We start from the raw sequence: 25,860 nt of genomic DNA on the forward strand, positions 1-25,860 counted from the left end.
GCCCCTGCGCCGTTGTAAGAAAGGTTAGCCGGGTTTCGGCTACCTTCTTTTTTTGCCTCGATGAGACTTCCCTCTAGTTCTTTCCGCCTGTTGCTGCCAGTGCTGGCGGGTATGCTTTCCTGCACTACGGCCGAAGAAAGTGCCGTGGAGCGGGAGCGGCCGACTGCGCCTGCTTCCATTACCACCGACGCCGACCGGCAGGCAGCCTACAATAGCAACGCGGGCTACGGGGGCTCCGTGCCCGATGCTACCCCGGGCCGCGTACCCATCCGGGAGCAAAGCAGCGGCATCAACTCGCGCAAACGGCCCGAAACCCTGAACACCGACGACCCCAACAACTCGACCCCCGAAACCCGGCTGCGCCGGCTGAATGGAGCTCCGGTAGATACCCTGCGCCGGCCCTAGCGAGGCTAGCAATAACAAGAAAAACGGTCTGCCTGCCTTTTGTGAGGCTAGTAGACCGTTTTCCTGCTTTTGGGCTGTTGCTAAGCGGCGTCCGTGCCCGAAGGCGCTTCCGCGGTGGGAGCGGCTGGCTTGCGGGACGTGGCGGGGCGGCGGGGGGCGGCCTTAGCAGCCGGAGCAGCCGGCTTGGCGGCGGGTCTGGCGGGGCGGCGGGGCGCTGGCGCAGCGGCTCCAGCCCCTTCGGGGGCGTTGGCGTCCTGCGCGCTGGTATCAGTAGAAATGCTGTCGGAGCCGGCGGGGGTGCCGGTGTCGTAGTGGCGCACTATCGTGTGCAGGGCTTGCTCAAACATGCGCTCCGTATCGGCGTCGAGGCGGCGGGTGGCTTCCTTTACCACTTCCTTGAGCTTGGCTTTCGTTTCCAGCCGAATGCGCTTCACTACTTCGTCCATGCGCTTGTCGAGCTCCTGCTGCAGCTGTTTGGCCGCCGATTTCAGGCTCTTTTTCTGGCTGGCTTTTTTGGTAGAACGGGCATCCGTGAGGGCATCGGTGGTGCGCGTCGCGGCTTTGCTGGCCTTGTCGGCTTTGCGCTGGGCCTTGTGCTCCGCTTTCTGCGCAGGGGTTTTCTTCACCTTCTTTTCAGCCGGCGCTTTTTCAGTTTTTTTCATGGGAAGAAGAGGTTTGGGAAAATGGTTGAGCTTACGTACGCGGAGTAGCCTGAGCAGTTAGTGACTAAAGGTAAATGGTTTCGTCAGCAAATTGGCGGTGAATACGCGTTTGGCCGGATATACTGCATTTTCCTTGTTCCTTTGTGGTCTGATGCCCGCGCTGCCGGGCCGTTGTGCCGCTTTCTCGCTTGTTTTCGCATGTCTGCTACTTTTCCCCAACGCTATACCGTTACGGCCGCGCTGCCCTACGCCAACGGCCCCGTTCACATTGGCCACCTGGCCGGCGTGTACCTGCCCGCCGATATCTACGTGCGCTACCTGCGCGCCCAGCAGCGCGACGTAAAATTCATCTGCGGCTCCGATGAGCACGGCGTGCCCATCACCATCCGGGCCCAGAAGGAGGGCGTCACGCCCCAGCAGGTGGTGGATAAATACCACGCCATCATCCGCGACTCGTTCCAGGAGTTCGGCGTGTCGTTCGATATCTACTCGCGCACGTCTTCCCAAACTCACGCTGAAGTAGCCAGCGGCTTCTTCAAGAAGCTCTACGAGGAAGGCAAGTTCATTGAGCAGACCTCCGAGCAGTATTATGACGAGAAGGCCGACCAGTTTCTGGCCGACCGCTACATCGTGGGTACCTGTCCCAACTGCGGCAACGAAAACGCCTACGGCGACCAGTGCGAGAAGTGCGGCACCTCGCTCAGCCCCACCGAGCTGATCAACCCCCGCTCCATGCTCTCGGGCAACCACCCCGTGCTGCGCGAAACCAAGCACTGGTACCTGCCCTTGGATCAGTACGAACCTTGGCTGCGCGAGTGGATTGTGGAAGGCCACAAAAACGACTGGAAAGCCAACGTGTACGGCCAGTGCAAATCGTGGATCGACCAGGGCTTGCACCCCCGCGCCGTGACGCGCGACCTGGACTGGGGTGTGCCCGTGCCGGTGGCCGGGGCCGAGGGCAAAGTGCTGTACGTGTGGTTTGATGCGCCCATCGGCTACATCTCGGCCACCAAAGACCTGCTGCCCGATACCTGGGAAACCTACTGGAAAGACCCCGAAACCAAGCTGGTGCACTTCATCGGCAAGGACAACATCGTGTTCCACTGCATCATCTTCCCCACGATGCTCAAGGCCCACGGCGACTATATCCTGCCCGATAACGTGCCTGCCAACGAGTTCCTGAACCTGGAAGGCGACAAAATCAGCACGAGCCGCAACTGGGCCGTGTGGCTGCACGAGTACCTGCGGGATTTCCCCGGCCAGGCCGATGTGCTGCGCTACGTGCTCTGCGCCAATGCCCCCGAAACCAAGGACAACGACTTCACCTGGAAAGACTTCCAGGCCCGCAACAACAACGAGCTGGTGGCCAACCTCGGCAACTTCGTGAACCGGGCCGTAGTGCTCACCCACAAGTTCTTCGAGGGCAAAGTACCCGCCGCCGTGGGCTTCACCACCGAGGACGAGGACGTGCTGCGCCAACTGCAGGAGTTCCCGGCCCGCATCGGCGAGCTGATTGACAACTACCGCTTCCGCGACGCCCTGAACGAGCTGATGAACCTCTCGCGCCTGGGCAACAAGTACCTGGCCGACCAGGAGCCCTGGAAACTCATCAAAACCGACGAGGCTCGTACCGGCACCGTGCTGCACGTTTCCTTGCAGCTGGCCGCCGCTATGGTTACGCTACTGGAGCCCTTCCTGCCCGAAGCCGCCGCCCGCCTGGGCCGGATGCTCAACACCGAGAAAGGCACCTGGCCCCAGGCCGGCCGCCCCGACGCGCTGCCCGCTGGCCATCAGCTAGCCGAGGCCGCGTTGCTGTTCACCAAAATTGAAGATGCCACCGTAGAGGCCCAGGTGCAGAAGCTGCTCGACACCAAGAAAGCCAACGAGCTGGCCGCCGCTGTGTCGGCACCCGCGAAAGAGGATGTGAGCTTCGAGCAGTTCCAGCAGATGGACCTGCGCATCGGCACCATCGTAGCCGCCGAGAAAGTGGCCAAAACCAAAAAGCTGCTGAAGCTCTCCGTTGACCTCGGTTTCGACGAGCCCCGCACCATCGTATCAGGCATTGCCGAGCACTTCCTGCCCGAGGCCCTCATCGGCCAGCAGGTACAGGTACTGCTCAACCTCGCCCCCCGTGAAATCAAAGGTATCCAAAGCCAGGGCATGCTCCTGATGGCCGAAAACGCCGACGGCGTCCTCAGCCTCATGCAGCCCAGCTCCCCCGTGCGGCCCGGTTCCGGCGTGGCATAAGAAGAGAAGCGAGACCTAAGAAGGTGAGGAGTGAGACTTTCGTTCTGAAACCCGGTTGGGCAAACAGAACAGAAGTCTCACTTCTCATTTCTCACCTTCTCAGGTCTCATTTCACGTTTACCACATTCATAGCCCGCTCCACGCCCATAGCCCCAAAGGCCAGCACGGCCTCGGCGGCTTTTTCCAGGCGGCCCTCTAAATCAATTTGCTCATCGGCGGAGAAGGGGCTGAGTACGTAATCTACCTGCCGGCCCTTCGAGAAGCTGGAGTCGATGCCGAAGCGCAGGCGGGCGTACTCGTCGGAGCCCAGGGTTTCCTGGATGTGCTTGAGCCCGTTCTGGCCGCCGGCCGAGCCTTTGGCTTTCAGACGCAGCTTGCCAAAAGGGAGGGCCAGGTCATCGGTTACGACGAGCATATTTTCCTTGGTGAGCTTGAGCGCGCTCAGCCAATGGGCTGCCGCTTTGCCGCTCAGGTTCATGTAAGTAGTAGGCTTCACCAGCACGTAGGTGTGGCCCTTATGCTTGATTTCGGTGGTGAAGGCGTGGCGGCCCAGCTGCCAGGGCGCGGCCTCGTGCTTGCGGGCCAGGTAGTCGCCCACCATAAAGCCTACGTTGTGGCGCGTGTTGGCATACTCCGGCCCAATGTTGCCCAGGCACAGAACAAGAAACTTCATTAGTATAACGGGTTGAGGTAAGGTAGCCAGTAAGCACATGCGCTGCTGCGGGCCCTTCGTGCCTGCAAAGATGGCAGGACCAGCAGTGGCCTCGGTAGTCGGCTATAAAAAAAGCCGTTCTGCGAACAGAACGGCTTTTCAAGTGGCAGTAAGCGTTGGGAATTTGCGTCCCCGCGGCTACTTGCCGTATAGGATAAACTATTTTTCGGCGTTGAGGGTGCCTTTGAGGGCACGGGGGATGGTAACGGTGGCAATAGGCGCCTGGGGGTTGGTGAGGATGGTGTAGCCCTTCGGCTCTACTTTGCTCACTTTGATAGACTTGCCAAGGCCCAGGTCCGAAATGTTTACTTCCACGAAGTCGGGCAGATTTTCGGGAGCGGCCTTCACTTTCAGCTTACGCAGCTTGCTTACCAGCTTGCCACCCTGCTGTACGCCGGGCGAAGTGCCGATGTACTTCACGGGAATATCCATTTTCACTTCTTTGCCAGCTTCCAGCTCCAGGAAGTCAACGTGGAGCAGCATTTCGTTCACGGGGTGGAACTGGGCGTCCTGCACGATGGCGCGGTACATGGTACCTTCCACGTTCAGGTCTACGATGTGCACCTCGGGGGTGTACAGCAGCTCACGGAACAGGATGGCGGGGGCGGAAAAATGCACTTGCTCGGTACCGCCGTACAGTACGCACGGTACGTACGATTCGAGGCGGATGGCCTTGGCATCTTTCTTACCGAGATTCGCTCTTTTAAACCCTACAATCTCGAGGCTTTTCATAAAGGAGTGTGTTTGGAGAAATCCGCTCACCCACAGCAGGTAAACGGGCCGCAAAGATAAGATAATCTTGTTTAGAATTGTCTACTTGACCAAAGAAAGGTTCTTTAGGCTCGGCTCCCTCTTCCACATGCAAGCCCACAATCACCATAAGCATGAACACTAACCAATAAACAAGCATACAACCAAGAACTGCTACCCCTAAACGTACTGGCGCCTTTACAATACCAGCGGAAAATACCCATCGGAGGGAAAACAAGAGCAGGACTAGTGATAGATAGATTAAGGTTTCTGGAGAGATACTGTTTAAAGACATATAGTTCTGTCATATAGGTAGCTGAATCTTGAACGAACAACGAATTGATTGACTGTTTCGCCACCACGTTGTGAGTGGACTGGGTAAAGAGGCTTTGGTTTTGCTGTGGAGCGGGCGGGGGCCAAATGAAACCGTGTCAAATCAATGGAAAGCAGTTGTGCGCGGTACGTTCACGGGTTCTGCTGGCTGCGGAATCCGCTTATTCATCACCCGAAACCAAAGCGGCGGTAGCATGGCCAGCATCATCATGCCGGGGTAGCCGGTAGGCATGCGGGGGCTGGTGGGCTGGTAGCGTAATACCTGATAAGGGCGCGAAGCGAGGTAGTGGTGGTCGGAGTGGCGGGTAAGCTCGTACAGCAGCAGACGGCCCAGCTTGTGGTTGGAGTCCCAGGAATGGTGGGGTTGCACCCGCTCGTACCGGCCGTTGGGGTTGAGCTGGCGCTGCAGGCCGTAGTGCTCAATGTAGTTGACCAGCTGAAACAGCAATAAACCAACAACGGCCGCGCCAAGCCAGGCGGCTACTACGGCGCCACCAAGCGTCAGGCCCACTGCCGCCAAAACCACCAGCTGCAGCAGCTGAAAGCGCAGCATTTGGTTGGCAAAGGACAGCCAAGGCAGTCCTTGCTTGGCGAGTCGTACCTGTTCTAAGTGCCAGGCCGACCGATACTCGCCCACCACGGAGCGGGGGAAAAACAGCCAGAAAGGCTCATTTAGCCTTGCGGTGGCCGGGTCGAGGGGGGTGGCCACGTAGCGGTGGTGGCCCCGGTTGTGCTCAATAAAGAAGTGCAGGTAGAGGTTCGTGAGCAAAAGCAGCTTGGCTAGTACCTGCGCCCATCGGCTACTCCGGTGGCCCAGCTCGTGGCCTACCCCAATGCCCAGAATGCCTAAGCTCAACCCCATCGTAACCATGGTGCCCGCGACTTCTGCCGGGGAAAGCGGCCGGCTTACCAGGGTATGCGCGAAAAGGGCCCACAGCCCGTAAAGCACGGGGACGTTCAAGTACAACAGCCAGTTGTAAATGGGACTGGCAGTGGGTATTGCGGCCGCAGTTGCCGGAGTCTTGCGGCGGGACTGCCGCTGTTGCCGGCCCGGGCGGTCCAGCAGCGGAATAATGCCAAAGATGGTAACCGGCGACAGCCACAGCCAGGGGCCGCCCGCCGCAAGCCCAGCGAAGGTGAGAGCAGGAATAAGGTAGGCTACGCTATAGGAAAGCGCCTGACGGTTGAAAAGCATGGCCTAGGATGGCAAGCTCGGAATGAAACGAAAGTAGCAGCTGGCGAAGATACCGACAGAAGGAGGGCATTGCCAACTTGCTTGGCTTCTCTTCGGGGCGTTGGGGCAACTCCTGCGGGGGCATGGGCGGGGCCGATGCCCTAGCGGGCTAACCCCAGTTGCCGGAGGCGGCGGCGGGTGTCGGAGAAGAGAGCGGCCTCGGGGGTGCCGCGGCGCATGGAGTCCAGCACCAGCAGCCCCGGCGGTAGGGACAGCGCACTTTTCTGCTGGGTGCCGCTCAGAAAAGGGTGAGGACCAATGTGGGTAACAACGTCTATGCCATCGGCCCCCAGGGCCTGCACCAGGCTGTGCAGCAGGGTAGGATTGGTAACCATCTCAAACCAGTATTCCCGCCCGATAATGGTACTGGCCGGAATCACTGCTCCGAGCCGGCTGGAATAGAATGCGCATCGCAGGGGCAAAGGCTCTATCTCGGTCAGCAACGCGCTAAACGAGGGCTGGTGGTGGGCCAGGAGTGGGGTATGCGTGGGCCAGGAGCCTACCCGCGTGAGGGGCTCCCAGTGGTAGCCTTGCTGGTGCAGAAAAGCGGTGGCAGCTGCCTCGTCGTCGCTGTGAAAAAAAACCAGACAGGTCTGCGCATTCAGCTCCACTACAGGGTAAATCGGCACTGGGGAAGTCAGGCAGGCCGTTTGGGCCGAAGCCAACGCGGTATGCACGTAGAAATACAGGAAATCCTTAGCCAAGGGAAAAAACATCCGGACTACGGCCGTGCACACCCGGATGGCGTCCGGTAGGCTCAAACCCCCGGCTGCGTATACACCCGCTATTTCTCCCAGGCTAAGGCCCGCAATGGCATCGGGCTCCACCTGATAGGCTTTCCATAATGCCACCTGGGCCACTTGCACAGCCATAATATAATAGGTGACCTTACCCTGCATGAATTGTTCATCGGCCTGCCCGGCAAATAAGGGCACAAGGTCGCAATCCGCTATTTCGATTAGTAAGTCGTTGAACTCATGAACCATGGCCCGAAAGGCGGGCTCGGTCCGGTACAACTCCTGCCCCATGCCCAGCCAGTACAGGCTGCGGCCGTTAAAAGCGAATACGTGGTGCTTGGGCTGGTAAGCGCCACCCGCTCGGCTTCCGCGGTTAAGCAGGCCGCCTGAAATGCTTTGCAGCCAGGACAATAGAGGAAGAGCCATAAAACAAACAGCAGTAACTACCGGGGGACCAAACCGACTTCCCGCAAAGGTAATAGCCGCTTAAAGCAAAAAACCACCCGGCAGCAACTGCCGGGTGGTTCTGTAGAAGGAGGACGCTGCTTAAATAAACAGGGAGCTGATGCTCTCGTGCGTCACCACGTTGCGGATAGCCTGGGCGAACAGGTTCGACACCGAAATTACCTTGATTTTGGGATTTTCCTCTTTCAACGGAATCGTGTCGGTGATGACCAGCTCTTCCAGCACCGAGTTGCGAATCCGGTCGTGGGCTGGGCCAGAAAGTACCCCGTGCGTAATCACCGCTCGCACCGACTTGGCGCCGCGCTCCATCAACAGCTCAGCGGCTTTGCAGATGGTACCAGCCGTATCCACGATGTCGTCGATGAGCACCACGTTCATGTCCGTTACGTCGCCAATCACCTGCATAGAGGCAATTTCGTTGGCCCGCAGGCGCATCTTGTCGCACACCACAATTTCGGCCCCGAACTTCTTGGCGAAGCTGCGCGTGCGCACCACGCCGCCCACGTCGGGGGAGGCGAAAATGAGATTTTCCAGGTTCAGCGACTTGATGTAGGGCGCCGAAACGGTAGCCCCGTCGAGGTGGTCTACCGGAATATCGAAGAACCCCTGGATCTGGCCCGCGTGCAGGTCGCAGGTCATCAGGCGGTCGGTGCCCACGCTCTGCACGAAGTCGGCCACCACTTTGGCGCCGATGCTCACCCGGGGCTTGTCTTTGCGGTCTTGCCGGGCATAGCCGTAGTAGGGCATGACCACGGTTACCGAGGCGGCCGAGGCGCGCTTGGCCGCGTCCACCATCAGCATCAGCTCCATCAGGTTTTCGGCCGGCGGGTTGGTGCTCTGAATCAGGAACACGGCGCAGCCCCGCACGCTCTCGTTGAAGCTGGGGCCAAGTTCCGTATCGGCAAAGCGCTGAATGCTCAGGTCGCCGAGGGGCTGGCCGAAGGCGGCGGCAATCTGCTGTCCTAGCTCGCGGGAAGCATTACCTGCAAAAATTTTAACCTGCTGTGGCATAATGAAGGAGGGGAAAGGGAGAAGGCAAAAAAGCGAAAGGCGCTGACTCTTCCGGAGAGGAAGACTCAGCGCCTTTCGCTTTACTTTAGTCGGTTGTCCGACCAGGGCTCGAACCTGGACTTTCTTGAATCAAAATCAAGCGTGTTGCCAGTTACACCATCGGACAATTTCCCATTCGTAAAACCGGTGTGGTGTTCCGTTTGGGTGTGCAAATGTACTACGGGTTTTTTGGCAGCCAAACTTTCCGGCAAAATTTTTTTCGGGTAGTTCGGCCTTCACGGTATCTAAAAGGCCTTTTCCACGGCTTGAGTGCCTGATTTTCAAGGACGCACGCGCCGGGCAGCAGTTGGTAAATTTTCTCGGCGGGCGGACTTTGGCAAAGCGGCAATTAAGCCGTAGTTTTGCGGCCTGAAAACGTTGCCCACTCACTATAAAGAAACGCAATGGCGAATACCGGCAAAATCACCCAGGTTATCGGGCCCGTCGTAGACGTGAGCTTCGCGGGTGAAAGCTCCAAGCTTCCTAACATCCTCGACGCACTCGAAGTCACGAAAGACAACGGCCAGGTGGTTATCCTGGAGGTCCAGCAACACCTGGGCGAAGACCGGGTGCGCACCATCGCCATGGACTCGACCGAGGGCATGACCCGCGGCGCCGAAGTACGCGACCTGGGTGCGCCCATGTCGATGCCTACGGGCGAAGGCGTAAAAGGCCGCCTGTTCAACGTGGTAGGCTATGCCATCGACGGCATTCCCCAGCCCAAGAGCGACGGTCCGCTGCCGATTCACCGCCAGCCTCCGCCCTTCGAGGACCTGGCTACTTCCTCGGAAGTTCTCTTCACCGGTATCAAAGTAATTGACCTGCTGGCTCCCTATGTGAAGGGTGGCAAAATTGGTTTGTTCGGTGGCGCCGGCGTAGGCAAAACCGTACTCATCATGGAGCTGGTAAACAACATTGCCAAGGCCTACGCTGGTCTGTCGGTGTTTGCCGGTGTGGGTGAGCGTACCCGCGAAGGCAATGACCTGCTGCGCGAATTCATCGAGTCGGACATCATCAAGTACGGTGAGGAGTTCAAGCACTCGATGGAAGCCGGCGGCTGGGACCTGACCAAGGTTGACCAGAACGAGCTGCTTAAGTCGCAGGCTACCCTGGTGTTCGGCCAGATGAACGAGCCCCCCGGAGCCCGGGCCCGCGTAGCCCTGTCGGGCCTCACCATTGCGGAAAACTTCCGCGACGGCGACGGTTCCGGTGCCGGCCGCGACATCCTGTTCTTCATCGACAACATCTTCCGCTTCACCCAGGCAGGTTCCGAAGTATCGGCTCTGCTGGGCCGCATGCCGTCGGCCGTAGGCTACCAGCCCACGCTGGCCACCGAAATGGGTGCCATGCAGGAGCGGATTACCTCCACCAAGCGCGGTTCCATCACATCGGTACAGGCTGTATACGTGCCGGCCGATGACTTGACGGACCCGGCTCCGGCCAACACCTTTGCTCACTTGGACGCTACCACGGTACTGTCGCGGAAGATTGCCGAGCTGGGCATCTACCCGGCCGTAGACCCGCTGGACTCCACCTCGCGTATCCTGTCCACTGAAGTTCTCGGCGACGAGCACTACAACACGGCCCAGCGCGTGAAGGAGATTCTGCAGCGCTACAAGGAACTGCAGGACATCATCGCCATCCTGGGCATGGACGAGCTGAGCGAAGAAGACAAGCAGGTTGTAAACCGCGCCCGCCGCGTGCAGCGCTTCTTGTCGCAGCCGTTCTTCGTGGCCGAGCAGTTCACCGGTCTGGCCGGCGTACTGGTTGACATCAAGGATACTATCAAAGGCTTCAACGCCATCATCGACGGTACCTATGACCACCTGCCCGAGGCAGCTTTCAACCTGGTAGGCACCATCGAGGATGCCGTTGCCAAAGGCGAGAAGCTGATTGCTGAGGCCAAGTAATTTTCTAATGTGGGGAATGTGCTGATGTGGGAAATGTGAAAACTACTTTCACACAACCCCCAGCACATTCATCACATTTCCACATTTCTCACATTAGAAACCATGCATCTGGAAATCATTACCCCCGACCGCAAGGTATTTGAAGGCGAGGTTTCGTCGGTTCAGTTTCCGGGCACCGACGGCCTGTTCGAGGTACTGAATGACCATGCTCCGCTGATTTCGGCGCTGCAATCGGGTAACGTGGTGCTGAACGGCGGCTCAACTACCTTCCGCATCGATGGAGGAGTAGTTGAAGTACTCCGCAACAACGTTATTGTACTCGCGGAGGGCGCTTCGGCGTAATTCCTGGTTTTAGCTTGCTATAAAAAGCCTTTCCTTTGCGGGAAAGGCTTTTTTATTGCCTTTCCCAAGCCTCATGCCTTCAGCTGGTTCGTCTCGTATGAAAATAAAGCCCAAAATCACCCCGATCTACCAGACTTCGGTTTTCAAGTTCGAGGACCTGACAGAGCTGGAACTCTATTTCGGGGAGCCGGGCAGCCGCTACCTGTATTCACGTAACGGGAATCCCAACTCCGACGAACTGGCCGATAAGGTAAACGAGTGGGAGCAAGGCGCCGGGGCCGTGGCTACCGGTTCGGGCATGGCCGCCATCCTCGCCGCCCTGATGGCGTGCTGCCAGGCCGGCGACCATGTGCTGTGTGCGGCCGATATCTACGGAGGCTCTTCGTCCTTGCTCAACCAAGAGCTCAGTCGGCTGGGAATAACCGTGACGTACGTGCCGTTTGAGCATTTGTACGAATTGAGCCCATTTGTACAGCCCACTACGCGCCTGCTGCTGTGTGAAACCATCAGCAACCCGCTGCTGCGCGTGGCCGACCTGCAGCGCCTGACGCAGGAGTGCCACCAACACAGCCTGAAGCTGGTAGTGGACAACACCTTTGCCTCACCCGTCATCACGCGGCCACTCGCGCTGGGTGCCGACCTGGTGCTGCACAGCGTGACGAAGTACCTGGCTGGGCATTCCGATGTAACAGCCGGCGTGGTGGTAGCCGCCGACCCGGCGCTGGCGGCGCGCCTCAGGCAGATTGGCGTGCTCTATGGACTTACTCTTAGCCCCATGGAAAGCTGGCTGGCGGTGCGGGGGCTCAAAACGCTTCGGCTTCGGATGCGTGAGCATAGCGCCAATGCCTTGACTATTGCTGAATTTCTGCAGCAGCAGCCGGCGGTGCGCGCCGTATATTATCCAGGGCTAGCGGCCCACCCTCAGCACGAACTGGCCCGGGCACAGGGTGCAGGCCAGTACGGCGGGATGCTCTCTATTCTGCTGGCCGATGATACCGAAGTTGTCAATCGATTTATTAGAGCCTGCCAGCGCTTCCCCTTTGCGCCTTCCCTGGCCGGCGTCGATTCATCCTTATCGTATCCCTTGGGCACTTCACACCGCTACCTGACCAGTGAGCAACAAGCCGAGCTGGGCATCACCGTGGGCCTTGTGCGCCTGTCGGTAGGAATTGAGCCCGTTGAGGAACTGCTGGCCGATCTGCAGGCGGCTTTGCAAAGCCTGTAGCCGCTTACTAGTTGATAGCGGAATATTAAGCCTTGCCCGGGTGACTTCTGCGGAAGTAGCCGGGTAAGGCTTTTTGGCTGATAATAGGTGCGGGTAGCTCAGTTCCTACATAAATGCCGCCATGCCGGGCAGCAGGCTTCGATCAGGTAATAGGCGTTCATTTGTGTGGGCAGGCCGCACCTGGGGTAGCATCCCTGCAATGCGAGATGAACGAGATTAAAATTGGATTAAAGTAATATCATTATATATAATAGTATTACTTTTATTGTGAACCCACTATACACCCACTCATGAACTGGTTACGAAAAACTCAACTCACTGCCTTCCTGCTACTTGTCACTCTGTCCCTGGCCCTGGCTGGCCGGGCGGCCAACCCCGATGCCGTACTGGGAGTTTGGAAAAATGGGGAGGGTACAGGTATGGTGCAGATTTACAAAAAGGGAGACAAGTATTTCGGGCGCATTGTGTGGCTCAAAGTGCCCAACAACCCCGATGGCACGCCCCGTACGGATGTAAATAATCCCGACGAAAGCAAGCGGAAGGTTCCGCTGAAAGGGCTGGAGAACATGCGCGGCTTCAGCTATTCGGGGGACAATAAATGGGAATCGGGCAGCATCTACGATCCTAAAAACGGGAGTGACTACTCCTGTGAGATGACGCTCGTGGACGAAAACACGCTGGAAGTGCGCGGCTTTATCGGTGTGTCCCTGTTCGGGCGTACCGACGTGTGGAAGCGGCAGATCAGCAAGAAGAAGTAGCCGCTATGCGAACTTTCTACTCCGTGGTAGCCGCGCTGGTGCTGGCTACCGGCGCGCAGGCGCAGGACACGCCCGCCCCACCTGCTGCGCCCGCGCCCGCCGATTCACTGGACTTCGGTGAGTTTGGGGATGCCGATGGGCAGGCAGCCCGCACGTTTGCTACCCAGAAGGTGCTTTACCTAAGCCCCACCAAGCTGATTTCTCTGGGCTACGAGGGGCAACCTGGCTTCGACCTCACCACCAGCGGGCAAACCTTCGACCCTCCACTTACCCAGGAGGTAGAGCGTTTCCGGGGGCTGCGTCTGGGCGTGAATGCCCCGGTAATTTCGCGCTCCAATTTTATTCTTAACCTCGGCCTCACATACTGGAACACGAGCGTGCAAGTGCCCGGCTCCCCAGGTTTGTGGCAGGCCCTGAACAAGGGCCTGCGCTCCACGGGCGTGAATGCCACCGTATTTAAGCCCTTCGATATCAAGCGCTTTTTGCTACTGCAGGCCAGTGCCGATTTGAATGGCAATTACCGTAGCTTCGGCGATGTGAGCAGCCAGGCCCTCACGTACAGTGGCACAGCCATCTACGGCTGGAAGCCCAACGACAACTTTATGTGGGGCTTGGGAGTGACACGCACCTACCGGGCCGGCCAGCTGCTGCACATACCCGTGGCATTCTACAACCGCACCTTTAGCCCGCGCTGGGGGGTAGAAGCGGTGTTTCCGGCCCGGGCTAACCTGCGGCGCAGCTTTGGCACCAGCTCTTTGCTGATGCTGGGCTACGAAATAGAAGGCAACGCCTACTATCTGGGGCCAGTAGATGGGCAGGATATCTTTCTGCGCCGCGGGGAGCTGAAGCCGCGCATTACCTACGAGCGGCAGTTGGCGGGCTTTGTGTGGTTATCGGCGCAGGTAGGCTACCGCTACAACTGGCGCTTTGATGGCTTTACCACCCAAAACCCCACCGGCGACGATAAGCCGCTATTTGAGAACACGCTGGGCAACCCACTTTACTTCAACGTGAGCGTTAATCTGGTAAGTCCCTAACCTGAAAACCAGGAGCCGTTTCCCCCGCGCTGAGGCTAAGGCACATGGAAAAGGCCTCTAATTTTGCTGGTACTTAGAAAGCCCGCTCCTTACTTGAATCCATCAATCGGTACGCCCGAATAATGCGGTTCAAGCTAGGGTGCGGGCTTTGTGCGGAAGCTTATTTCCAAGCTATGATAGAGAGCCACTGATGCTGCTCGGTTTTATACCACAGCGGATGCAGGAATACTAGTGAGAAACCTTTTGTGCGTTTTGTGCCGGATAATGAACTTTATGTGCGGCAAACAAGCAAGGTATACCTGCTAATGGGCTAAAATGCCTCCTCAATGGCATCGGCTACTCGCCGCAAATCACCTTCCGTCATGGCTGAGCCGCTGGGCAGGCACAAACCGCGGGTAAATAAGTTTCCACATACGGCGCCACCATACATGGGCGCATCGGCAAAGAGGGGCTGTAGATGCAGGGGTTTCCAGAGGGGGCGGCTTTCGATGTTACGCGTTTCCAGGTGCAGCCGGAGGTGCTCGGGCGTGACGGCGGTTTGTTCCGCCTCGAGCAGGATAGTAGTCAGCCAGCGGTTGGAGCGGCTGCCGGCCGGTTCCGCGGGGCCAAATGCCAGGCCGGGTAGGTGGCGCAACTTGTCGCAATACCAGAGGTAGATTTCGCGGCGCTTTTTTACCCGGTCTTCCAGCAACTCCATCTGGCCCCGGCCTATACCGGCTAGCAAGTTGCTGAGCCGGTAATTATACCCCAGCTCCGAGTGCTGATAATGGGCTGCCTGGTCCCGGGCCTGGGTAGCCCAAAATCGTACTTTGGCCGCCCACTCGGGGCGGTTGGTTACGAGGGCGCCCCCGCCGCTGGTAGTGAGAATTTTATTGCCATTGAAGGAGAAAACTCCAACATCTCCAAACGTACCCAGAGGTTGGCCCTTGTAACGTGCCCCCAAGGCCTCGGCTGCGTCTTCCAGCACTGGAATGCCGTACTCGCGGGCCACCGCCAGTAGCTCATCCAAGCGGGCGGGCATGCCATACAGGTGCACGATAATAAGCGCCTTTGGCAGGCGCTGACCGCCTGCCACGCGTGCCTGCAAAGCTTCGCGCAGCCGCTGTGGGCACATGTTCCAGGTATCCGGCTCACTGTCGATAAACACTGGGGTGCCGCCACAATACACGATGGGGTTGGCTGTGGCCACAAACGTGAAAGAGGAGCATAGCACTTCGTCGCCGGCTTCAACTTCCAGTAGCTTCAGGCCCAGGTGAATGGCGGCCGTGCCGGAGGAAAGGGCCACGCAGGCCTGGGTCCCGGTAAACTCGCAGATGTCCCGCTCGAAGCCGTCGAGGTTGGGGCCTACGGGTGCCACCCAGTTGTCTTCCAGGGCCTTGTGCAGGTAGTTGATTTCGTGGCGGCCGAGGTGAGGCGGGGAGAGGTATAGTCGGTCGTAATCCTGGCTGCGCATAGGTGATATAAGGAAAGAAAGCAGAGCAATGGAGCCGCTGATTTTGGTGCCAGCACTTGAATAAGATACGCCACAAAACAGGCGAAATCAGTAGAATAAGGCAGTTTCTTTTAAATTGATCGATATGTCTGAGGTAGTCGTCTGATAGTCAGGAGACAGCAGTGTGCTGTTTTACCACGGTGGCCGGTACGCCTACGGCCGTGCAATCAGCGGGTAACTGGCGCACTACTACGGCTCCGGCCCCAACCACTGTGCGTGGCCCCACCTGTACCTGCTGAATCACGGTGGCGTTGGTACCTAGGTAAACCTCCGGGGCCAGGTGCGCTCCACCGCCCACGTTGGCGTGGGGCATCAGGGAGCAGAAATCCTCCAGCACGGCATCGTGCCCAATGGTGCAGCCCAGGTTCAGCAAAACGTGCCGGCCCAGGGTAATGTCGGTCGTAAGCACGCACTGCTGGCTGATAATGCACCCCTCGCCCAGACTAACGTGCTGGTAAGGCCGCAGCATTACGCCCGGGTGAACCAGCGTGGCGAAAGAAAGTTGGGGGTTGCTCAGCCGCTGCACTACGGCTGCGCGGCTGCGGCTGCTGCCTACGGCCACGGTTACGTGCAGGGGCTCCGGCCACTCGTTCAGGTCGTGAATGGTGCCCCGGTACGGCACTCCGTGAATAGCGGAAGCTGCCGGGGTCTGGTCGTCGAAAAAGCCAATGACGTCCCAGGTGGGCTGCACTTCGTTGAGCTGGCGGATGAGCAGCAGCACCTCCCGGCCCAGGCCGCCAGCCCCCACAATGGCAATGGGCTGCGTGGGGCCACCTTCCGCGTTGTACAAGTCAGAAAAGAAAAGCTGGGTCATAGGGTAGGGGTATCAGATGGGGGCGTGCCGCGGAAAGCTTCCATGGTAGCCTGGCCGTGGGCCGAAATGTCCTGGGCCGCCACCACCCGGCCCAGGGTACGCCAGAGAATACGCAAATCCAGCGCAAACGACACATGGTCGACGTACCAGACATCATACGCAAACTTCTGCTCCCAGCTGATGGCATTGCGCCCGTTTACCTGCGCCCAGCCCGTGATGCCTGGCCGCACGGCGTGGCGCCGGGCCTGCTCCGGGGAGTAAAGCGGCAGGTACTGCTCCAGCAACGGGCGCGGCCCCACCAGGCTCAGGTCGCCGCGCAGCACGTTCCAGAGTTGGGGCAATTCATCCACGGAAGCAGACCGCACCCACCGGCCCAGGGGCGTAAGCCGCTCGGCATCGGGTAGCAACTGCCCCGCGGCATCACGGCGGGAAGTCATGGTCTGCAGCTTGTAGAGCGTGAAGGAGTGGCCCAGCCAGCCCGGACGGCGCTGCCGGAAAAGCCACGCGCCGCCGTTTTGCGCGGCCAGGGCCACCGCCACGGGCAGCAGCAAGGGCAGCACCAGCACCAGCAGGGGCGTGGCTACCAGCACGTCAACGAGACGCTTTCCCCAGCGCAAGTACCAGGAAGAAGGAGCAGCAGTGGGCATGAAGGAAGGAGCGGGGCTGAAAGGTCAAAAATAGAGTTTGTGTTGGAAGCCGTAGTTTTCGGGACTTTAACGCCTGCCGTTCATGCTCGTTTTTCCCAACGCCAAACTCAATCTAGGCCTGTACGTGACCGGTCTGCGCCCCGACGGCTTCCGCAACCTGGAATCGGTGTTTGTACCCCTGCCCTGGAGCGACGCCCTGGAGGCCCTGCCCGCCTCGGCTACCACGCTCACCCTCACCGGCATTCCTATTCCCGGCGAGCCGGCCACCAACCTTTGCCTGCGCGCTTACGAGTTGCTAAAAGCTGACTTTGACTTGCCGCCCGTGCAGCTGCACCTGCATAAGGTAGTTCCTATCGGGGCCGGGCTGGGCGGCGGCTCCGGCGATGCGGCCTTTGCCCTACGTGTCCTCAACGACCTGTTCGGGCTGGGCCTGCCCGCCGAAACCCTGGAAAGCTACGCCTGCCGCCTGGGGGCCGACTGTGCCTTTTTCATTCAGAACAAGCCCGTTTTCGCCTTCGAGAAAGGGGACGTGTTCGAGGCCATTAGCTTGAACTTGGGGGGAATAGCCTGCAAGGTGGTTTACCCGGGCCTCCACATCAGCACGGCCGAGGCCTACGCCCGGGTGACGCCGCGCCCCCCCCGCCACGACCTGCGTACGGCCCTGCAGCAACCCTTGGAAACGTGGCGGCATACCGTCGGTAACGACTTTGAGGAGGCCCTTACCCCGCATTATCCGGTGCTGGGGGACATCAAGCAGGCCCTTTACGCCGCCGGGGCCGCGTACGCCAGCCTTTCCGGGTCGGGCTCGGCTGTGTACGGGCTGTTTCCCGGCGCGGCGGTTGCCCCGCAAATTTCCTTTCCGGCGCCTTATACCGTGTGGGACGGGCGGCTGTAGCAGGGCAACGGGTAGCGGCTATACCAGCACCTCGGCGGCTTCCCGGCGCCGGGCGCGGCGCTGGTTCCACTGGTCGAGCACGGGGTGAATGAGCACGCTCAGCAGAATAACCACGGTGCCCAGGTAGAACCCGGTAGAAAGCTTTTCCTGGCCAAAGCCCGGCACCCGGAGCGTGTACATCAGCACGGCCAGCACAATGCCGTACACGGGCTCCAGGTTGATGGTGAGGTTGACGACGAAGGCGGAAATGCGCTTCATCAGCTCCACGGAGGTGGAGAAGGCGTACACCGTGCAAACGCCCGCCAGCAGCAAAAGCCACAGCCAGTCGAGGCCCGCCAGCCGGAGCTGCAACCCCGCGCCATCGGTGTAGTAGTGGCTGTAGAAAGGCATAAACAGTACGATGCTCAGGCAAGCGCCAGCCATTTCGTAGAGCGTGAGCTGCAGCGGCGTATGCTGCTTTACCAGTTTGGAGTTCAGCACGCTGAACAGGGCGGAGAGGCCCGCCGAGAGAATAGCGACGAGCAGGCCCGCCAGCTGGTCAAGCTCCGCTTGCGAAACCAGGTACAGGCCTACCATCGTGAGCAGCCCCAGGCCAACCTCGTAGAACCGCACCCGGCGCCACAGCACCAGGGGCTCCAGCAAAGAGGTCCACAAAGCCAGCGTAGCCAAGCCCGCCAGGCACACACTCACCGAAGAAAGGCGCGCCGCCAGAAAAAAGGTTATCCAGTGCGCTGCCACGAGCACCCCAATACCGAGCATCTTCAGCACCTCCCTGGCCGGAACACGCCAGGGCTGGCCCCGCACCAGCAGCAGACCCGCCAGGCCAGTAGCGGCCAGCAGCGTGCGCCAAAACACCAGCTCTACCGGCGGCACGGAAATCAGCTTGCCCAGAATGGCCGTGAAGCCCCAGAGCAACACGATGAAATGCAGACGCAAGTAGTCTTTAAGCATGTTTTTAGCCGTTCACTATTGGCCGTTAGCGGTTAGCCTCCTGATAGGTTCGCAAGCCAAGCTTATGAATTGAAAAAGCAATTAGCCATTCGCTGACAGCTGATAGCTAGGCGACTTTTACTTTGGTACCAGGCGGTACAGCGCGGCTCCAATCAGGGTGAAGACGGTGCTGGGTACCCAGGCCGCCACCAGCGGGGACAGGTCGCCGACCAGGGCCAGGTTGCGACTCAGAATCACGAAAATGATGAACACGAAAGCCAGGGAAAAGCCCAGCGCAATCTGCCCGCCCACGCCGCCCCGGGATTTGCGCGACGACAAAATCACGCCGATAGTCGTGAGAATAAGAATGGCGAAAGGATAAGAATATCGCTCGTACTTCTCAATGAGGTAGGTTTCGGTGTCGTCGGCGCCGCGGTCAATTTTTTGCTGGATGTAGCGGTTCAGCTCGGGCAGCGTGAGGGTTTCGGCCAGGCGGTAGGTGCTAGCAAAGTCCTTGGGGTAGAGGTTGAGTGTGGTGTCGCGGGCGGGCAGGCTCCGCAGCGTTTCCTTGTCGCCGTTGAAGGTGTGCACCAACTGGGCCGAGAGCTGCCAGGCCTTGCGGGTAGAGTCCCACTGAATGGTATTGGCCGTGAGGCGACGCTTGAGCAGGGTGCCTTCAATGGTCTCAAGCGCGAAGCGGTAGCCAATGTTGCTCACATTGTCGTAGCTCTCCATGTAGGCGTAGCTGTTCGGGCCTATTTTGATGTGCACGTTGCGCCCCTTAAAGCTGTAGGGGTTCTTGATGTAGGCCTTTTCGAAGGCTACGCGCGTCTTGTTGGCGTTGGGAATCACCCAGCCAATCAGCCCAAATATGGAGATGCCGATAATGGTAGCCCCCATCAGGTAAGGAACCAGCAGCCGCTGAAAACTGATGCCGCTGCTCAGAATAGCCACAATTTCGGTGCGGGCTGCCAGCCGCGCCGTTACAAACACCGTGGCAATAAATACCGTGATGGGTGAGAGCAGGTTGGCGAAGTACGGAAACAGGTTCACGTAGTACTCCGAAATAATCTGCCACGCGCCCAGGTCGTGCTTGATGAAGTCGTCGTTTTTCTCCGTGAAGTCAATCACGCAGATTACCGACACCAGCATCACCACCGTGAAGATGTAGGAAGTCAGAAATTTCTGGAGGATGTATTTATCGAGCAGCTTCACGTTAGTACTTAAGTTATCGGAGCCTCCTGCTTAGGTGTACAGGCTTGAGTGCTTGCGCTTGAAAGAAACGAGCCGGATGATGTTCCTTAGCACGAAGCCGCCGCACCAATGCACTACAATCGTACCATCACCTGCTTTACCATGCGCTCCTTCCACTCACGGAAGGTACCGGCCATAATTTGTTGGCGCGCCTCGCCTACCAGCCAAAGGTAGAACGTGAGGTTGTGCACCGAGGCAATCATGCCGGCCAGGTACTCGCTGGCCTGGAACAGGTGGCGCAGGTAGGCCTTGGAGTAGAAGGTGCTGGCGTAGCCGCCTAGTTGCGCATCAACCGGCGAGAAGTCGTCGGCCCACTTCTTGTTTTTGATGTTGATAATGCCCTGGGTGGTGAAGAGCATGCCGTTGCGGGCATTGCGGGTGGGCAGTACGCAGTCGAACATATCCACGCCCAGGGCAATGTTTTCGAGGATGTTGGCCGGCGTGCCCACGCCCATCAAGTAGCGCGGCTTGTCCTGGGGCAGGATGTCGCACACGATTTCCGTCATCTCATACATCAGCTCGGCCGGCTCGCCCACGCTCAGGCCCCCAATGGCGTTGCCTTCCCGGCCCTGAGCCGCTATAAACTCTGCCGAGCGCACGCGCAGGTCCTTGAAGGTGCTGCCCTGCACAATAGGAAAAAGCGTCTGCTGGTAGCCGTAGAGGCCTTCGGTGCTGTCGAAGCGTGCAATGCAGCGCTGCAGCCAGCGGTGCGTCATGTCCAGGGAGCGGCTGGCGTAGCTGTACTCGCAGGGCCAGGGCGTACACTCATCAAAGGCCATGATGATATCGGCCCCGATGACTCGCTGAATGTCCATCACGCCCTCCGGCGAAAACAGGTGCTGGGAGCCGTCGATGTGGGAGCGGAACTTCACCCCGTCCTCCTTGATTTTGCGCGTCTTGCTGAGCGAGTACACCTGGTAGCCGCCCGAGTCGGTGAGGATGGGCCGGTCCCAGCCGTTAAACTTGTGCAGGCCGCCGGCCTGGCGCAGCACATCCAGGCCCGGGCGCAGGTACAGGTGGTAAGTGTTGCCGAGAATAATCTGGGCCTTGATATCCTCTTTCAATTCGCGCTGGTGCACGGCCTTCACCGAGCCCGCCGTGCCAACGGGCATGAAAATCGGCGTTTGAATGCTGCCATGGGCCGTGTGCACCACGCCGGCGCGGGCTTTGGTTTGCGGATCTTGCGCTACAAGGTCAAAGGTCATGCGGGGAAGGGAATCAGTTATTCGTTGCTAGTTGTCCGTTGCTAGTTGACAGGGAATATCATGTCAAAAACGACCGTCATGCAGAGCGCAACGAAGCCTCTTGCTAGTGTCGTCATCAGATTACCATTGCAACGTCAGCAAGCAAGAGGCTTCGCTGCGCTCTGCATGACGACCTCTGACAACTAGCAACGGACTACAAAGGTAGCCCGCTGCCGCCGAATGCCTACTTTTGCGGGCTTCACCCTGTCCTGTGCCGTGCTCAACCTGTTTTCTCCCCTTGTTTGGCTGCTGATTGCCTGCGTGCTGGTGCAGCTCTACTACCTGGGGTACTACGTTTGGGCGTTTGCCCGGCGCCCCGCCGAACTCGCAGCCGACGAGTCCGCGCCAGCCGCCGAAGAGCCTATATCCGTACTGGTGTGTGCCCACAACGAGTTGGAGAACCTGCGCCGACTGCTGCCCTTGCTGCTCCAACAAGATTACCCGGTCGGTTTCGAGCTGATTATTGTGGATGACCGCTCCGCCGACGACACGTTTCTGTATGTGCAGCAGCTTACCCAGTACTATCCGCACGTGCGGCTGGTGACGGTAAACCGTACCCCAGAGGGACTTTCACCCAAAAAATATGCCCTCACGCTCGGCATAAAATCGGCCCGAAATTCCCGGCTGCTGTTTACGGATGCCGATTGTATTCCGGCTACCAATCAGTGGATCAGGCTGATGCAGCGCGGCTTTGCAACCCCGGCCGATCTGGTTGTCGGGTACTCGGCCTATGCTCCCGAAACCGGGTTTTTAAATAAACTCATCCGGTTTGAAACCCTGCTGAGCGGGGCACAGTATCTGTCCTTCGCGTGGCGGGGCCACCCCTATATGGGCGTGGGGCGCAACCTCGCCTACACGCGGGCAGTCTTTCAGTCTACCAAGGGCTTTGCTTCCCACATCCGCTCCCTCGGCGGCGACGACGACCTGCTGGTGCAGGACGCGGTGCAGCAGGGGGCGCGGGTAGTGGTGGTGGCCGAGCCCGCGGCGCATACACTCAGTGAGCCTGCGGGCAGCTGGCGGGCGTGGTGGCGGCAAAAGCGGCGGCACTTGGCCGCTGGTCGCCGCTACCGTTTGGCCGACCGGGTGCGCATCGGAAACTTTATCGTCAGCAATGTGCTTTTCTACGGCATATCGGTGGCGCTACTGTTTTCCCGGCCCGATTGGGTACCTTTGGCGGCAGTGTGGCTGGTCCGGACTGCAGCTATTTGTGCAACATATGGGCAGCTCGGCCGTCGGCTCGACGACCAGCTACCCGTAGGAATGCTACCCATTCTGGACGCTGTCTACTTTTTTTATTATCTAGCTCTGGGAATTTCACTGTTCCTCTACCGCTCTCTCCGATGGAAGTAAACAATCAGGAAATACAGAAGCAGTTTTCTGCTAAAGCCAAGCACGATTTCAAGCTGATTCGGGCTGCTGTGGAAAATGGCGACGAGAAGGCCTACGCCGAGCTGATGCAGATCTACAAGAAGCCCGTGTACCACGTGGTGCTGAAGATGGTGCGCAACCCCGACGACGCCGAGGACCTTACCATCGAGGCTTTTGCCAAGGCTTTCCGCAACCTGCACAAGTTCAACCCCGAATTTGCCTTCAGCACCTGGCTGTTCCGCATTGCCACCAACAACTGCATCGACTTTATTCGCAAGAATAAAATCAAGACGATGTCGATTGATTCGGCCATCAAGATTGACAACGGCGACGAAATCACCATTGATTTCCGTGACAACAACCTGAACCCCCAGGAAACCGCCATCAAAAACCAGAAAATCGAGATTATGCAGCACGTGGTAGCCCGCCTACCCGAGAAGTACCAGCGGCTGGTGTCTTTGCGCTATTTCGATGAGCTGAGCTACGAAGAAATTGCCCAGGAGCTGAAAGCCCCGCTCGGCACGGTGAAAGCCCAGCTGCACCGCGCCCGCGAGTTGCTCTATGACATGGTGAAAAACAAAAAGCATATCATCTAAGCGGAAAAGCCCCGGCGCAAGTCGGGGCTTTTTTGTTGGTATTTGTAACAAGAATTAGGTAGATCATAGGGTGTTAGTCCCGCTAGTAATTTATTGCCTGCTGCCCTTGGTTGGCGTTGCGGCCTATTGGTATCTATGCCGGCGCATGGCCAAGGACATGGTGGAGTTACCTGAGTGGCATTTGTTCGTAGTAATGGCCACGTACGGGGGGTGGTTGCTAGTTTTGTTGACGACCATGTTTTGGCAATGGTCGGGTATGGCGTCTCTGGGTATGCTGTACCTTCTAGGTATAGCTCCCTTTCTGATGCTGTTCATCGCACTTAAAACTGCCCGCCAGCCGCAGCTTTCAGTTTATCACCGCTGGATTTTTAGGGCCAGTGCACTATATCTACCTATTGTTGGTGGGGGGCTACTGCTTGCTTTACTGCGTTGAGCAAGTAGCCTACTTTGTGCCCGATTCAGCGGCATTTAGTAGCAAGCCGCTAACTGGAGCTGCTATCTTTGCCCGATGGATATCATCACCCGCTACTTCCCGCACCTCACCGACCACCAGCGCGCCCAGTTCGGGCAACTTATCACGGAGTTTCGCGGCTGGAACGAGCGGCTGAACCTGGTAGCCCGCACCGACGTCGACAACCTGGCCGAGCGGCACGTGCTGCATTCCCTGGGTATTGCCAAAGTAGTGGAGTTTCCGGCGGGCAGCGCTGTACTCGACGTGGGAACGGGCGGGGGCTTGCCCGGCCTGCCGCTGGCCATTCTGTTCCCTGAGGTGAAGTTTCACCTCATCGACAGCATTGGCAAGAAGATTCGGGCGGTCCAGGAAATGGCCCACACCCTTAAGCTCTCGAACGTAACGGCCGAGCAAATCCGGGCCGAGCAGGTGCGCCCCAAATTTGATTTTGTGGTGAGCCGGGCCGTAGCACGGCTGGCAGCCTTTCACCCGTGGATTGAACACCGCTACAAGCCTCACGGACTGCCCAACAGCGGCCTGTACTACCTGAAGGGCGGCGACCTGCAGGAGGAAATCGAAGAATCGGGCCTGGCGGCCCAGGTTTTCGACCTGTCTGATTACTTCAAGGAAGACTTCTTCGAAACCAAAAAAGTAGTGTTCGTGCCGACTAACCGGCAGGGGTAACTGAATAAGGCTTACCTGGGCGTTTCGGCCGTGAGAAAGTCCAGCGCGCGGCGCTCCGAGTAGTAGCTGCCATCGGGGGAGCCTTCGGCAAAGCCCACGTGCCCACCTTCGTGCGGCGTCTCCAGGTACACGAACTGGCTCTGGGCAGCCACCTCCCGCGGAAAGCAGGCCGGGGGCAGGAATGGGTCGTTTTCGGCATTCACCAGCAGGGTCGGAATCCGGATGTTGCCCAGGTAGCGCCCGGAGCTGGCATGCTCATAGTACTCCTCCGCCGATTTGAATCCGTGCATCGGGGCTGTGTACTTGTCGTCGAACTCCGGGAAAAAGCGCAGCTCATCTAGGTTCGAAACGTCTACCTGGCCGGGGAGAATTTCGGCTTTTTGCCGAATTTTCTCCCGCAGGGTGCGCATGAAGTTGTTGAGGTACAGGCGGTTTTCGAAGCGGGAAATATGGTTGGAGCTGGACTTCAGGTCCGTAGGCACGGAGAACACGGCCGCCCGCTGCACTTCCCGCGGCACCCGGTCGGGGTTTTCGCCCAGGTACTTCAGCGTGACGTTGCCGCCGGCGGAGAAGCCCGTCAGAAAAATGCGGCGGTAGCGCAGCTTGCTCAGGGCGTGGCGCACGACAAAGTCCAGGTCGTCGGTGTCGCCTAAGTGGTAGGAGCGGAGCAGGCGGTTCATTTCGCCGCTGCAACTGCGGTAGTTCCAGGCCAGGGCATCGAACCCCGCCCGGTTGAAAGCCTGCACCATGCCGCGCATGTAAGGCCGGCCGGCGCTGCCTTCCAGCCCGTGCGAGACGATACCCAGTGTGTCGGAAGCAGGCTGGGCCGCCGGCAGCCGCGACCAGTCGAGGTCCAGAAAGTCGCCATCCTCTGTTTCTACTCGTTCCCGCTGGTAGCGCACGTCGGGGCCCGTGCGCAGCAGGCTGGGCACAATGGTCTGCAGGTGGCCGTTGAACAGGTAGCGTGGCGGCTGGTAGGAGGAAGAGGAAATAAGCGGCATTGGGAAGACCTGAAATTACGGCAACGGACTACAGCCGTAGAACAAGGTACGAAAAAGGCGGCATGCATACTATTATGGGTAGCAAAGTAGGAATTGCTGACGCACTATTTCACCGCTGGTATTTGCAGATTCAAACCAAAGCCCTACCTTTGCCCACCCAATTGAACTGATTTCGAGCAGAACGTCACTTTACCATACCCATGGCAAACCATAAATCGGCCCTCAAGCGCATCCGCTCCAACGAAGCTAAGCGCGTACTGAACCGTTACCAAGCAAAATCTACCCGTACGGCTATCAAGAAGCTGCGCGCCACCACCGATGCCTCGGCTGCTCAGGAGCTGCTGAAGCGCGTATCGTCGATGCTGGACCGCTTGGCCAAGAAGAACATCATTCACAAGAACAAAGCCGCCAACAACAAGTCGAAGCTGGCTAAGTTCGTGAAGTCGCTGGCTGCCTAAGCGGCAACAAAGTCAGCGTTTCTGCTCCGATATAGAAAAGGCCCGTTGCGCAAGCAGCGGGCCTTTTCGCGTGACTAGTGTTAGCCAGTACGTGCTGGCAAACGGCACAAAAAAAGCCGGCCCAACTGCATGGGCCAGCTTTTTAGTAATCACCTAACT

At 58.7% G+C, this 25,860-nt stretch carries 25 protein-coding genes and 1 tRNA gene; 12 read left to right on the forward strand and 14 right to left on the reverse strand.

Going from position 1 to position 25,860, the window contains the following annotated elements; all coding sequences use genetic code 11:
* Window positions 1-60 precede the first annotated feature (60 nt).
* The gene (locus HER32_RS14965; protein ID WP_168682442.1) at window positions 61-405 is read left to right on the forward strand and encodes a hypothetical protein; all 345 of its coding nucleotides are present in this window, start codon (window positions 61-63) and stop codon (window positions 403-405) included.
* 80 nt (window positions 406-485) lie between these two features.
* Here the strand turns inward: HER32_RS14965 and HER32_RS14970 are convergent, their stop codons facing one another.
* Window positions 486-1,067 carry a hypothetical protein gene (locus tag HER32_RS14970; RefSeq protein ID WP_168682443.1) on the reverse strand — a complete coding sequence of 194 codons (582 nt, stop codon included), beginning with the start codon at window positions 1,065-1,067 and terminating at the stop codon, window positions 486-488.
* A gap of 198 nt (window positions 1,068-1,265) precedes the next feature.
* Between HER32_RS14970 and metG the strand changes: the two genes are divergently transcribed.
* The gene (gene metG, locus HER32_RS14975; protein ID WP_168682444.1) at window positions 1,266-3,314 is read left to right on the forward strand and encodes a methionine--tRNA ligase; all 2,049 of its coding nucleotides are present in this window, start codon (window positions 1,266-1,268) and stop codon (window positions 3,312-3,314) included.
* 106 nt (window positions 3,315-3,420) lie between these two features.
* On the opposite strand, the gene pth is transcribed toward metG, so the two are convergent.
* The 6 genes from pth to HER32_RS15005 all read right to left on the reverse strand — a co-directional run bounded on the left by pth (window position 3,421) and on the right by HER32_RS15005 (window position 8,722).
* On the reverse strand, window positions 3,421-3,987 hold the full coding sequence (gene pth, locus HER32_RS14980) for an aminoacyl-tRNA hydrolase (protein ID WP_168682445.1): 567 nt from the start codon (window positions 3,985-3,987) through the stop codon (window positions 3,421-3,423).
* 198 nt (window positions 3,988-4,185) lie between these two features.
* A complete protein-coding gene (locus HER32_RS14985) occupies window positions 4,186-4,758 on the reverse strand; it encodes a 50S ribosomal protein L25/general stress protein Ctc (RefSeq protein ID WP_149072884.1) in 573 nt (190 codons plus the stop codon).
* A gap of 454 nt (window positions 4,759-5,212) precedes the next feature.
* Complete coding sequence (locus HER32_RS14990; RefSeq protein WP_168682446.1) at window positions 5,213-6,304, reverse strand: alkane 1-monooxygenase; 1,092 nt, start codon at window positions 6,302-6,304, stop codon at window positions 5,213-5,215.
* A 140-nt stretch (window positions 6,305-6,444) separates the two neighbouring features.
* Window positions 6,445-7,506, reverse strand: a complete 1,062-nt coding sequence (locus HER32_RS14995) for an acyltransferase domain-containing protein (RefSeq protein ID WP_168682447.1) — start codon at window positions 7,504-7,506, stop codon at window positions 6,445-6,447.
* A gap of 120 nt (window positions 7,507-7,626) precedes the next feature.
* On the reverse strand, window positions 7,627-8,556 hold the full coding sequence (locus HER32_RS15000) for a ribose-phosphate pyrophosphokinase (protein WP_149072887.1): 930 nt from the start codon (window positions 8,554-8,556) through the stop codon (window positions 7,627-7,629).
* A 93-nt stretch (window positions 8,557-8,649) separates the two neighbouring features.
* A tRNA-Gln gene (locus tag HER32_RS15005) sits at window positions 8,650-8,722 on the reverse strand.
* 277 nt (window positions 8,723-8,999) lie between these two features.
* Here HER32_RS15005 and atpD point away from each other — a divergent pair.
* The 5 genes from atpD (at window position 9,000) to HER32_RS15030 (ending at window position 13,867) form a co-directional block, all read left to right on the forward strand.
* The gene (gene atpD, locus HER32_RS15010) at window positions 9,000-10,505 is read left to right on the forward strand and encodes a F0F1 ATP synthase subunit beta (RefSeq protein ID WP_149072888.1); all 1,506 of its coding nucleotides are present in this window, start codon (window positions 9,000-9,002) and stop codon (window positions 10,503-10,505) included.
* A gap of 102 nt (window positions 10,506-10,607) precedes the next feature.
* Window positions 10,608-10,847: an ATP synthase F1 subunit epsilon gene (atpC, locus tag HER32_RS15015; RefSeq protein ID WP_149072889.1), complete on the forward strand. Its 240-nt coding sequence runs from the start codon at window positions 10,608-10,610 to the stop codon at window positions 10,845-10,847.
* A 97-nt stretch (window positions 10,848-10,944) separates the two neighbouring features.
* Entirely contained in the window at window positions 10,945-12,072 is a 1,128-nt protein-coding gene (locus tag HER32_RS15020) for a trans-sulfuration enzyme family protein (protein WP_168682448.1), read from the forward strand.
* Window positions 12,073-12,362: 290 nt separating this feature from the next.
* A complete protein-coding gene (locus HER32_RS15025) occupies window positions 12,363-12,830 on the forward strand; it encodes a DUF2147 domain-containing protein (protein ID WP_168682449.1) in 468 nt (155 codons plus the stop codon).
* Between the two features lie 5 nt (window positions 12,831-12,835).
* Window positions 12,836-13,867 (forward strand): DUF6268 family outer membrane beta-barrel protein, encoded by a 1,032-nt coding sequence (locus tag HER32_RS15030; protein WP_232066270.1) that lies wholly within the window; start codon window positions 12,836-12,838, stop codon window positions 13,865-13,867.
* Window positions 13,868-14,177: 310 nt separating this feature from the next.
* Here HER32_RS15030 and HER32_RS15035 read toward each other — a convergent pair whose 3' ends face one another.
* The 3 genes from HER32_RS15035 to HER32_RS15045 form a co-directional block, all read right to left on the reverse strand.
* Entirely contained in the window at window positions 14,178-15,320 is a 1,143-nt protein-coding gene (locus HER32_RS15035) for a DegT/DnrJ/EryC1/StrS family aminotransferase (protein ID WP_168682450.1), read from the reverse strand.
* 148 nt (window positions 15,321-15,468) lie between these two features.
* Window positions 15,469-16,173, reverse strand: a complete 705-nt coding sequence (locus HER32_RS15040; protein ID WP_168682451.1) for a NeuD/PglB/VioB family sugar acetyltransferase — start codon at window positions 16,171-16,173, stop codon at window positions 15,469-15,471.
* On the reverse strand, window positions 16,170-16,820 hold the full coding sequence (locus tag HER32_RS15045; RefSeq protein WP_168682452.1) for a sugar transferase: 651 nt from the start codon (window positions 16,818-16,820) through the stop codon (window positions 16,170-16,172). The genes HER32_RS15040 and HER32_RS15045 overlap by 4 nt, the downstream gene beginning before the upstream one ends.
* An 82-nt stretch (window positions 16,821-16,902) precedes the next feature.
* Between HER32_RS15045 and ispE the strand changes: the two genes are divergently transcribed.
* Window positions 16,903-17,715 (forward strand): 4-(cytidine 5'-diphospho)-2-C-methyl-D-erythritol kinase, encoded by an 813-nt coding sequence (gene ispE, locus HER32_RS15050; protein ID WP_168682453.1) that lies wholly within the window; start codon window positions 16,903-16,905, stop codon window positions 17,713-17,715.
* A gap of 18 nt (window positions 17,716-17,733) precedes the next feature.
* On the opposite strand, the gene HER32_RS15055 is transcribed toward ispE, so the two are convergent.
* The 3 genes from HER32_RS15055 to tgt form a co-directional block, all read right to left on the reverse strand.
* Window positions 17,734-18,666, reverse strand: coding sequence for a DMT family transporter (locus HER32_RS15055; protein ID WP_149072829.1), 933 nt, complete (start codon window positions 18,664-18,666; stop codon window positions 17,734-17,736).
* Between the two features lie 117 nt (window positions 18,667-18,783).
* Window positions 18,784-19,860 carry an LptF/LptG family permease gene (locus tag HER32_RS15060; RefSeq protein ID WP_168682454.1) on the reverse strand — a complete coding sequence of 359 codons (1,077 nt, stop codon included), beginning with the start codon at window positions 19,858-19,860 and terminating at the stop codon, window positions 18,784-18,786.
* A gap of 113 nt (window positions 19,861-19,973) precedes the next feature.
* Complete coding sequence (gene tgt / locus HER32_RS15065) at window positions 19,974-21,104, reverse strand: tRNA guanosine(34) transglycosylase Tgt (RefSeq protein ID WP_168682455.1); 1,131 nt, start codon at window positions 21,102-21,104, stop codon at window positions 19,974-19,976.
* Between the two features lie 219 nt (window positions 21,105-21,323).
* On the opposite strand from tgt, the gene HER32_RS15070 reads away from it, so the two are divergent.
* The 3 genes from HER32_RS15070 (at window position 21,324) to rsmG (ending at window position 24,242) form a co-directional block, all read left to right on the forward strand.
* Window positions 21,324-22,493 (forward strand): glycosyltransferase, encoded by a 1,170-nt coding sequence (locus tag HER32_RS15070; protein WP_168682456.1) that lies wholly within the window; start codon window positions 21,324-21,326, stop codon window positions 22,491-22,493.
* A complete protein-coding gene (locus HER32_RS15075; protein WP_149072825.1) occupies window positions 22,484-23,107 on the forward strand; it encodes an RNA polymerase sigma factor in 624 nt (207 codons plus the stop codon). The genes HER32_RS15070 and HER32_RS15075 overlap by 10 nt, the downstream gene beginning before the upstream one ends.
* Before the next feature lie 508 nt (window positions 23,108-23,615).
* Window positions 23,616-24,242 (forward strand): 16S rRNA (guanine(527)-N(7))-methyltransferase RsmG, encoded by a 627-nt coding sequence (rsmG, locus tag HER32_RS15080; RefSeq protein WP_168682457.1) that lies wholly within the window; start codon window positions 23,616-23,618, stop codon window positions 24,240-24,242.
* 11 nt (window positions 24,243-24,253) lie between these two features.
* Here the strand turns inward: rsmG and HER32_RS15085 are convergent, their stop codons facing one another.
* The gene (locus HER32_RS15085) at window positions 24,254-25,243 is read right to left on the reverse strand and encodes a YheT family hydrolase (protein ID WP_168682458.1); all 990 of its coding nucleotides are present in this window, start codon (window positions 25,241-25,243) and stop codon (window positions 24,254-24,256) included.
* 200 nt (window positions 25,244-25,443) lie between these two features.
* Between HER32_RS15085 and rpsT the strand changes: the two genes are divergently transcribed.
* Window positions 25,444-25,701, forward strand: coding sequence for a 30S ribosomal protein S20 (rpsT, locus tag HER32_RS15090; protein WP_149072822.1), 258 nt, complete (start codon window positions 25,444-25,446; stop codon window positions 25,699-25,701).
* Window positions 25,702-25,860 lie beyond the last annotated feature (159 nt).

Source organism: Hymenobacter sp. BT18 (assembly GCF_012273015.1).
Lineage (GTDB): Bacteria > Bacteroidota > Bacteroidia > Cytophagales > Hymenobacteraceae > Hymenobacter > Hymenobacter lutimineralis.

Coding starts and splice junctions, on each gene's coding strand:
- HER32_RS15030 (WP_232066270.1), top strand. CDS start 12,836: ATGCGAACTTTCTACTCCGTGGTAGCCGCGCTGGTGCTGGCTACCGGC.
- atpC (WP_149072889.1), top strand. CDS start 10,608: ATGCATCTGGAAATCATTACCCCCGACCGCAAGGTATTTGAAGGCGAG.
- ispE (WP_168682453.1), top strand. CDS start 16,903: ATGCTCGTTTTTCCCAACGCCAAACTCAATCTAGGCCTGTACGTGACC.
- HER32_RS15035 (WP_168682450.1), bottom strand. CDS start 15,320: ATGCGCAGCCAGGATTACGACCGACTATACCTCTCCCCGCCTCACCTC.
- HER32_RS15000 (WP_149072887.1), bottom strand. CDS start 8,556: ATGCCACAGCAGGTTAAAATTTTTGCAGGTAATGCTTCCCGCGAGCTA.
- HER32_RS15040 (WP_168682451.1), bottom strand. CDS start 16,173: ATGACCCAGCTTTTCTTTTCTGACTTGTACAACGCGGAAGGTGGCCCC.
- HER32_RS14985 (WP_149072884.1), bottom strand. CDS start 4,758: ATGAAAAGCCTCGAGATTGTAGGGTTTAAAAGAGCGAATCTCGGTAAG.
- metG (WP_168682444.1), top strand. CDS start 1,266: ATGTCTGCTACTTTTCCCCAACGCTATACCGTTACGGCCGCGCTGCCC.
- HER32_RS14970 (WP_168682443.1), bottom strand. CDS start 1,067: ATGAAAAAAACTGAAAAAGCGCCGGCTGAAAAGAAGGTGAAGAAAACC.
- HER32_RS14995 (WP_168682447.1), bottom strand. CDS start 7,506: ATGGCTCTTCCTCTATTGTCCTGGCTGCAAAGCATTTCAGGCGGCCTG.
- rpsT (WP_149072822.1), top strand. CDS start 25,444: ATGGCAAACCATAAATCGGCCCTCAAGCGCATCCGCTCCAACGAAGCT.
- HER32_RS15025 (WP_168682449.1), top strand. CDS start 12,363: ATGAACTGGTTACGAAAAACTCAACTCACTGCCTTCCTGCTACTTGTC.
- HER32_RS14990 (WP_168682446.1), bottom strand. CDS start 6,304: ATGCTTTTCAACCGTCAGGCGCTTTCCTATAGCGTAGCCTACCTTATT.
- HER32_RS15045 (WP_168682452.1), bottom strand. CDS start 16,820: ATGCCCACTGCTGCTCCTTCTTCCTGGTACTTGCGCTGGGGAAAGCGT.
- tgt (WP_168682455.1), bottom strand. CDS start 21,104: ATGACCTTTGACCTTGTAGCGCAAGATCCGCAAACCAAAGCCCGCGCC.
- HER32_RS15055 (WP_149072829.1), bottom strand. CDS start 18,666: ATGCTTAAAGACTACTTGCGTCTGCATTTCATCGTGTTGCTCTGGGGC.
- pth (WP_168682445.1), bottom strand. CDS start 3,987: ATGAAGTTTCTTGTTCTGTGCCTGGGCAACATTGGGCCGGAGTATGCC.
- HER32_RS15020 (WP_168682448.1), top strand. CDS start 10,945: ATGAAAATAAAGCCCAAAATCACCCCGATCTACCAGACTTCGGTTTTC.
- atpD (WP_149072888.1), top strand. CDS start 9,000: ATGGCGAATACCGGCAAAATCACCCAGGTTATCGGGCCCGTCGTAGAC.
- HER32_RS15070 (WP_168682456.1), top strand. CDS start 21,324: ATGCCTACTTTTGCGGGCTTCACCCTGTCCTGTGCCGTGCTCAACCTG.
- HER32_RS15075 (WP_149072825.1), top strand. CDS start 22,484: ATGGAAGTAAACAATCAGGAAATACAGAAGCAGTTTTCTGCTAAAGCC.
- HER32_RS15085 (WP_168682458.1), bottom strand. CDS start 25,243: ATGCCGCTTATTTCCTCTTCCTCCTACCAGCCGCCACGCTACCTGTTC.
- rsmG (WP_168682457.1), top strand. CDS start 23,616: ATGGATATCATCACCCGCTACTTCCCGCACCTCACCGACCACCAGCGC.
- HER32_RS14965 (WP_168682442.1), top strand. CDS start 61: ATGAGACTTCCCTCTAGTTCTTTCCGCCTGTTGCTGCCAGTGCTGGCG.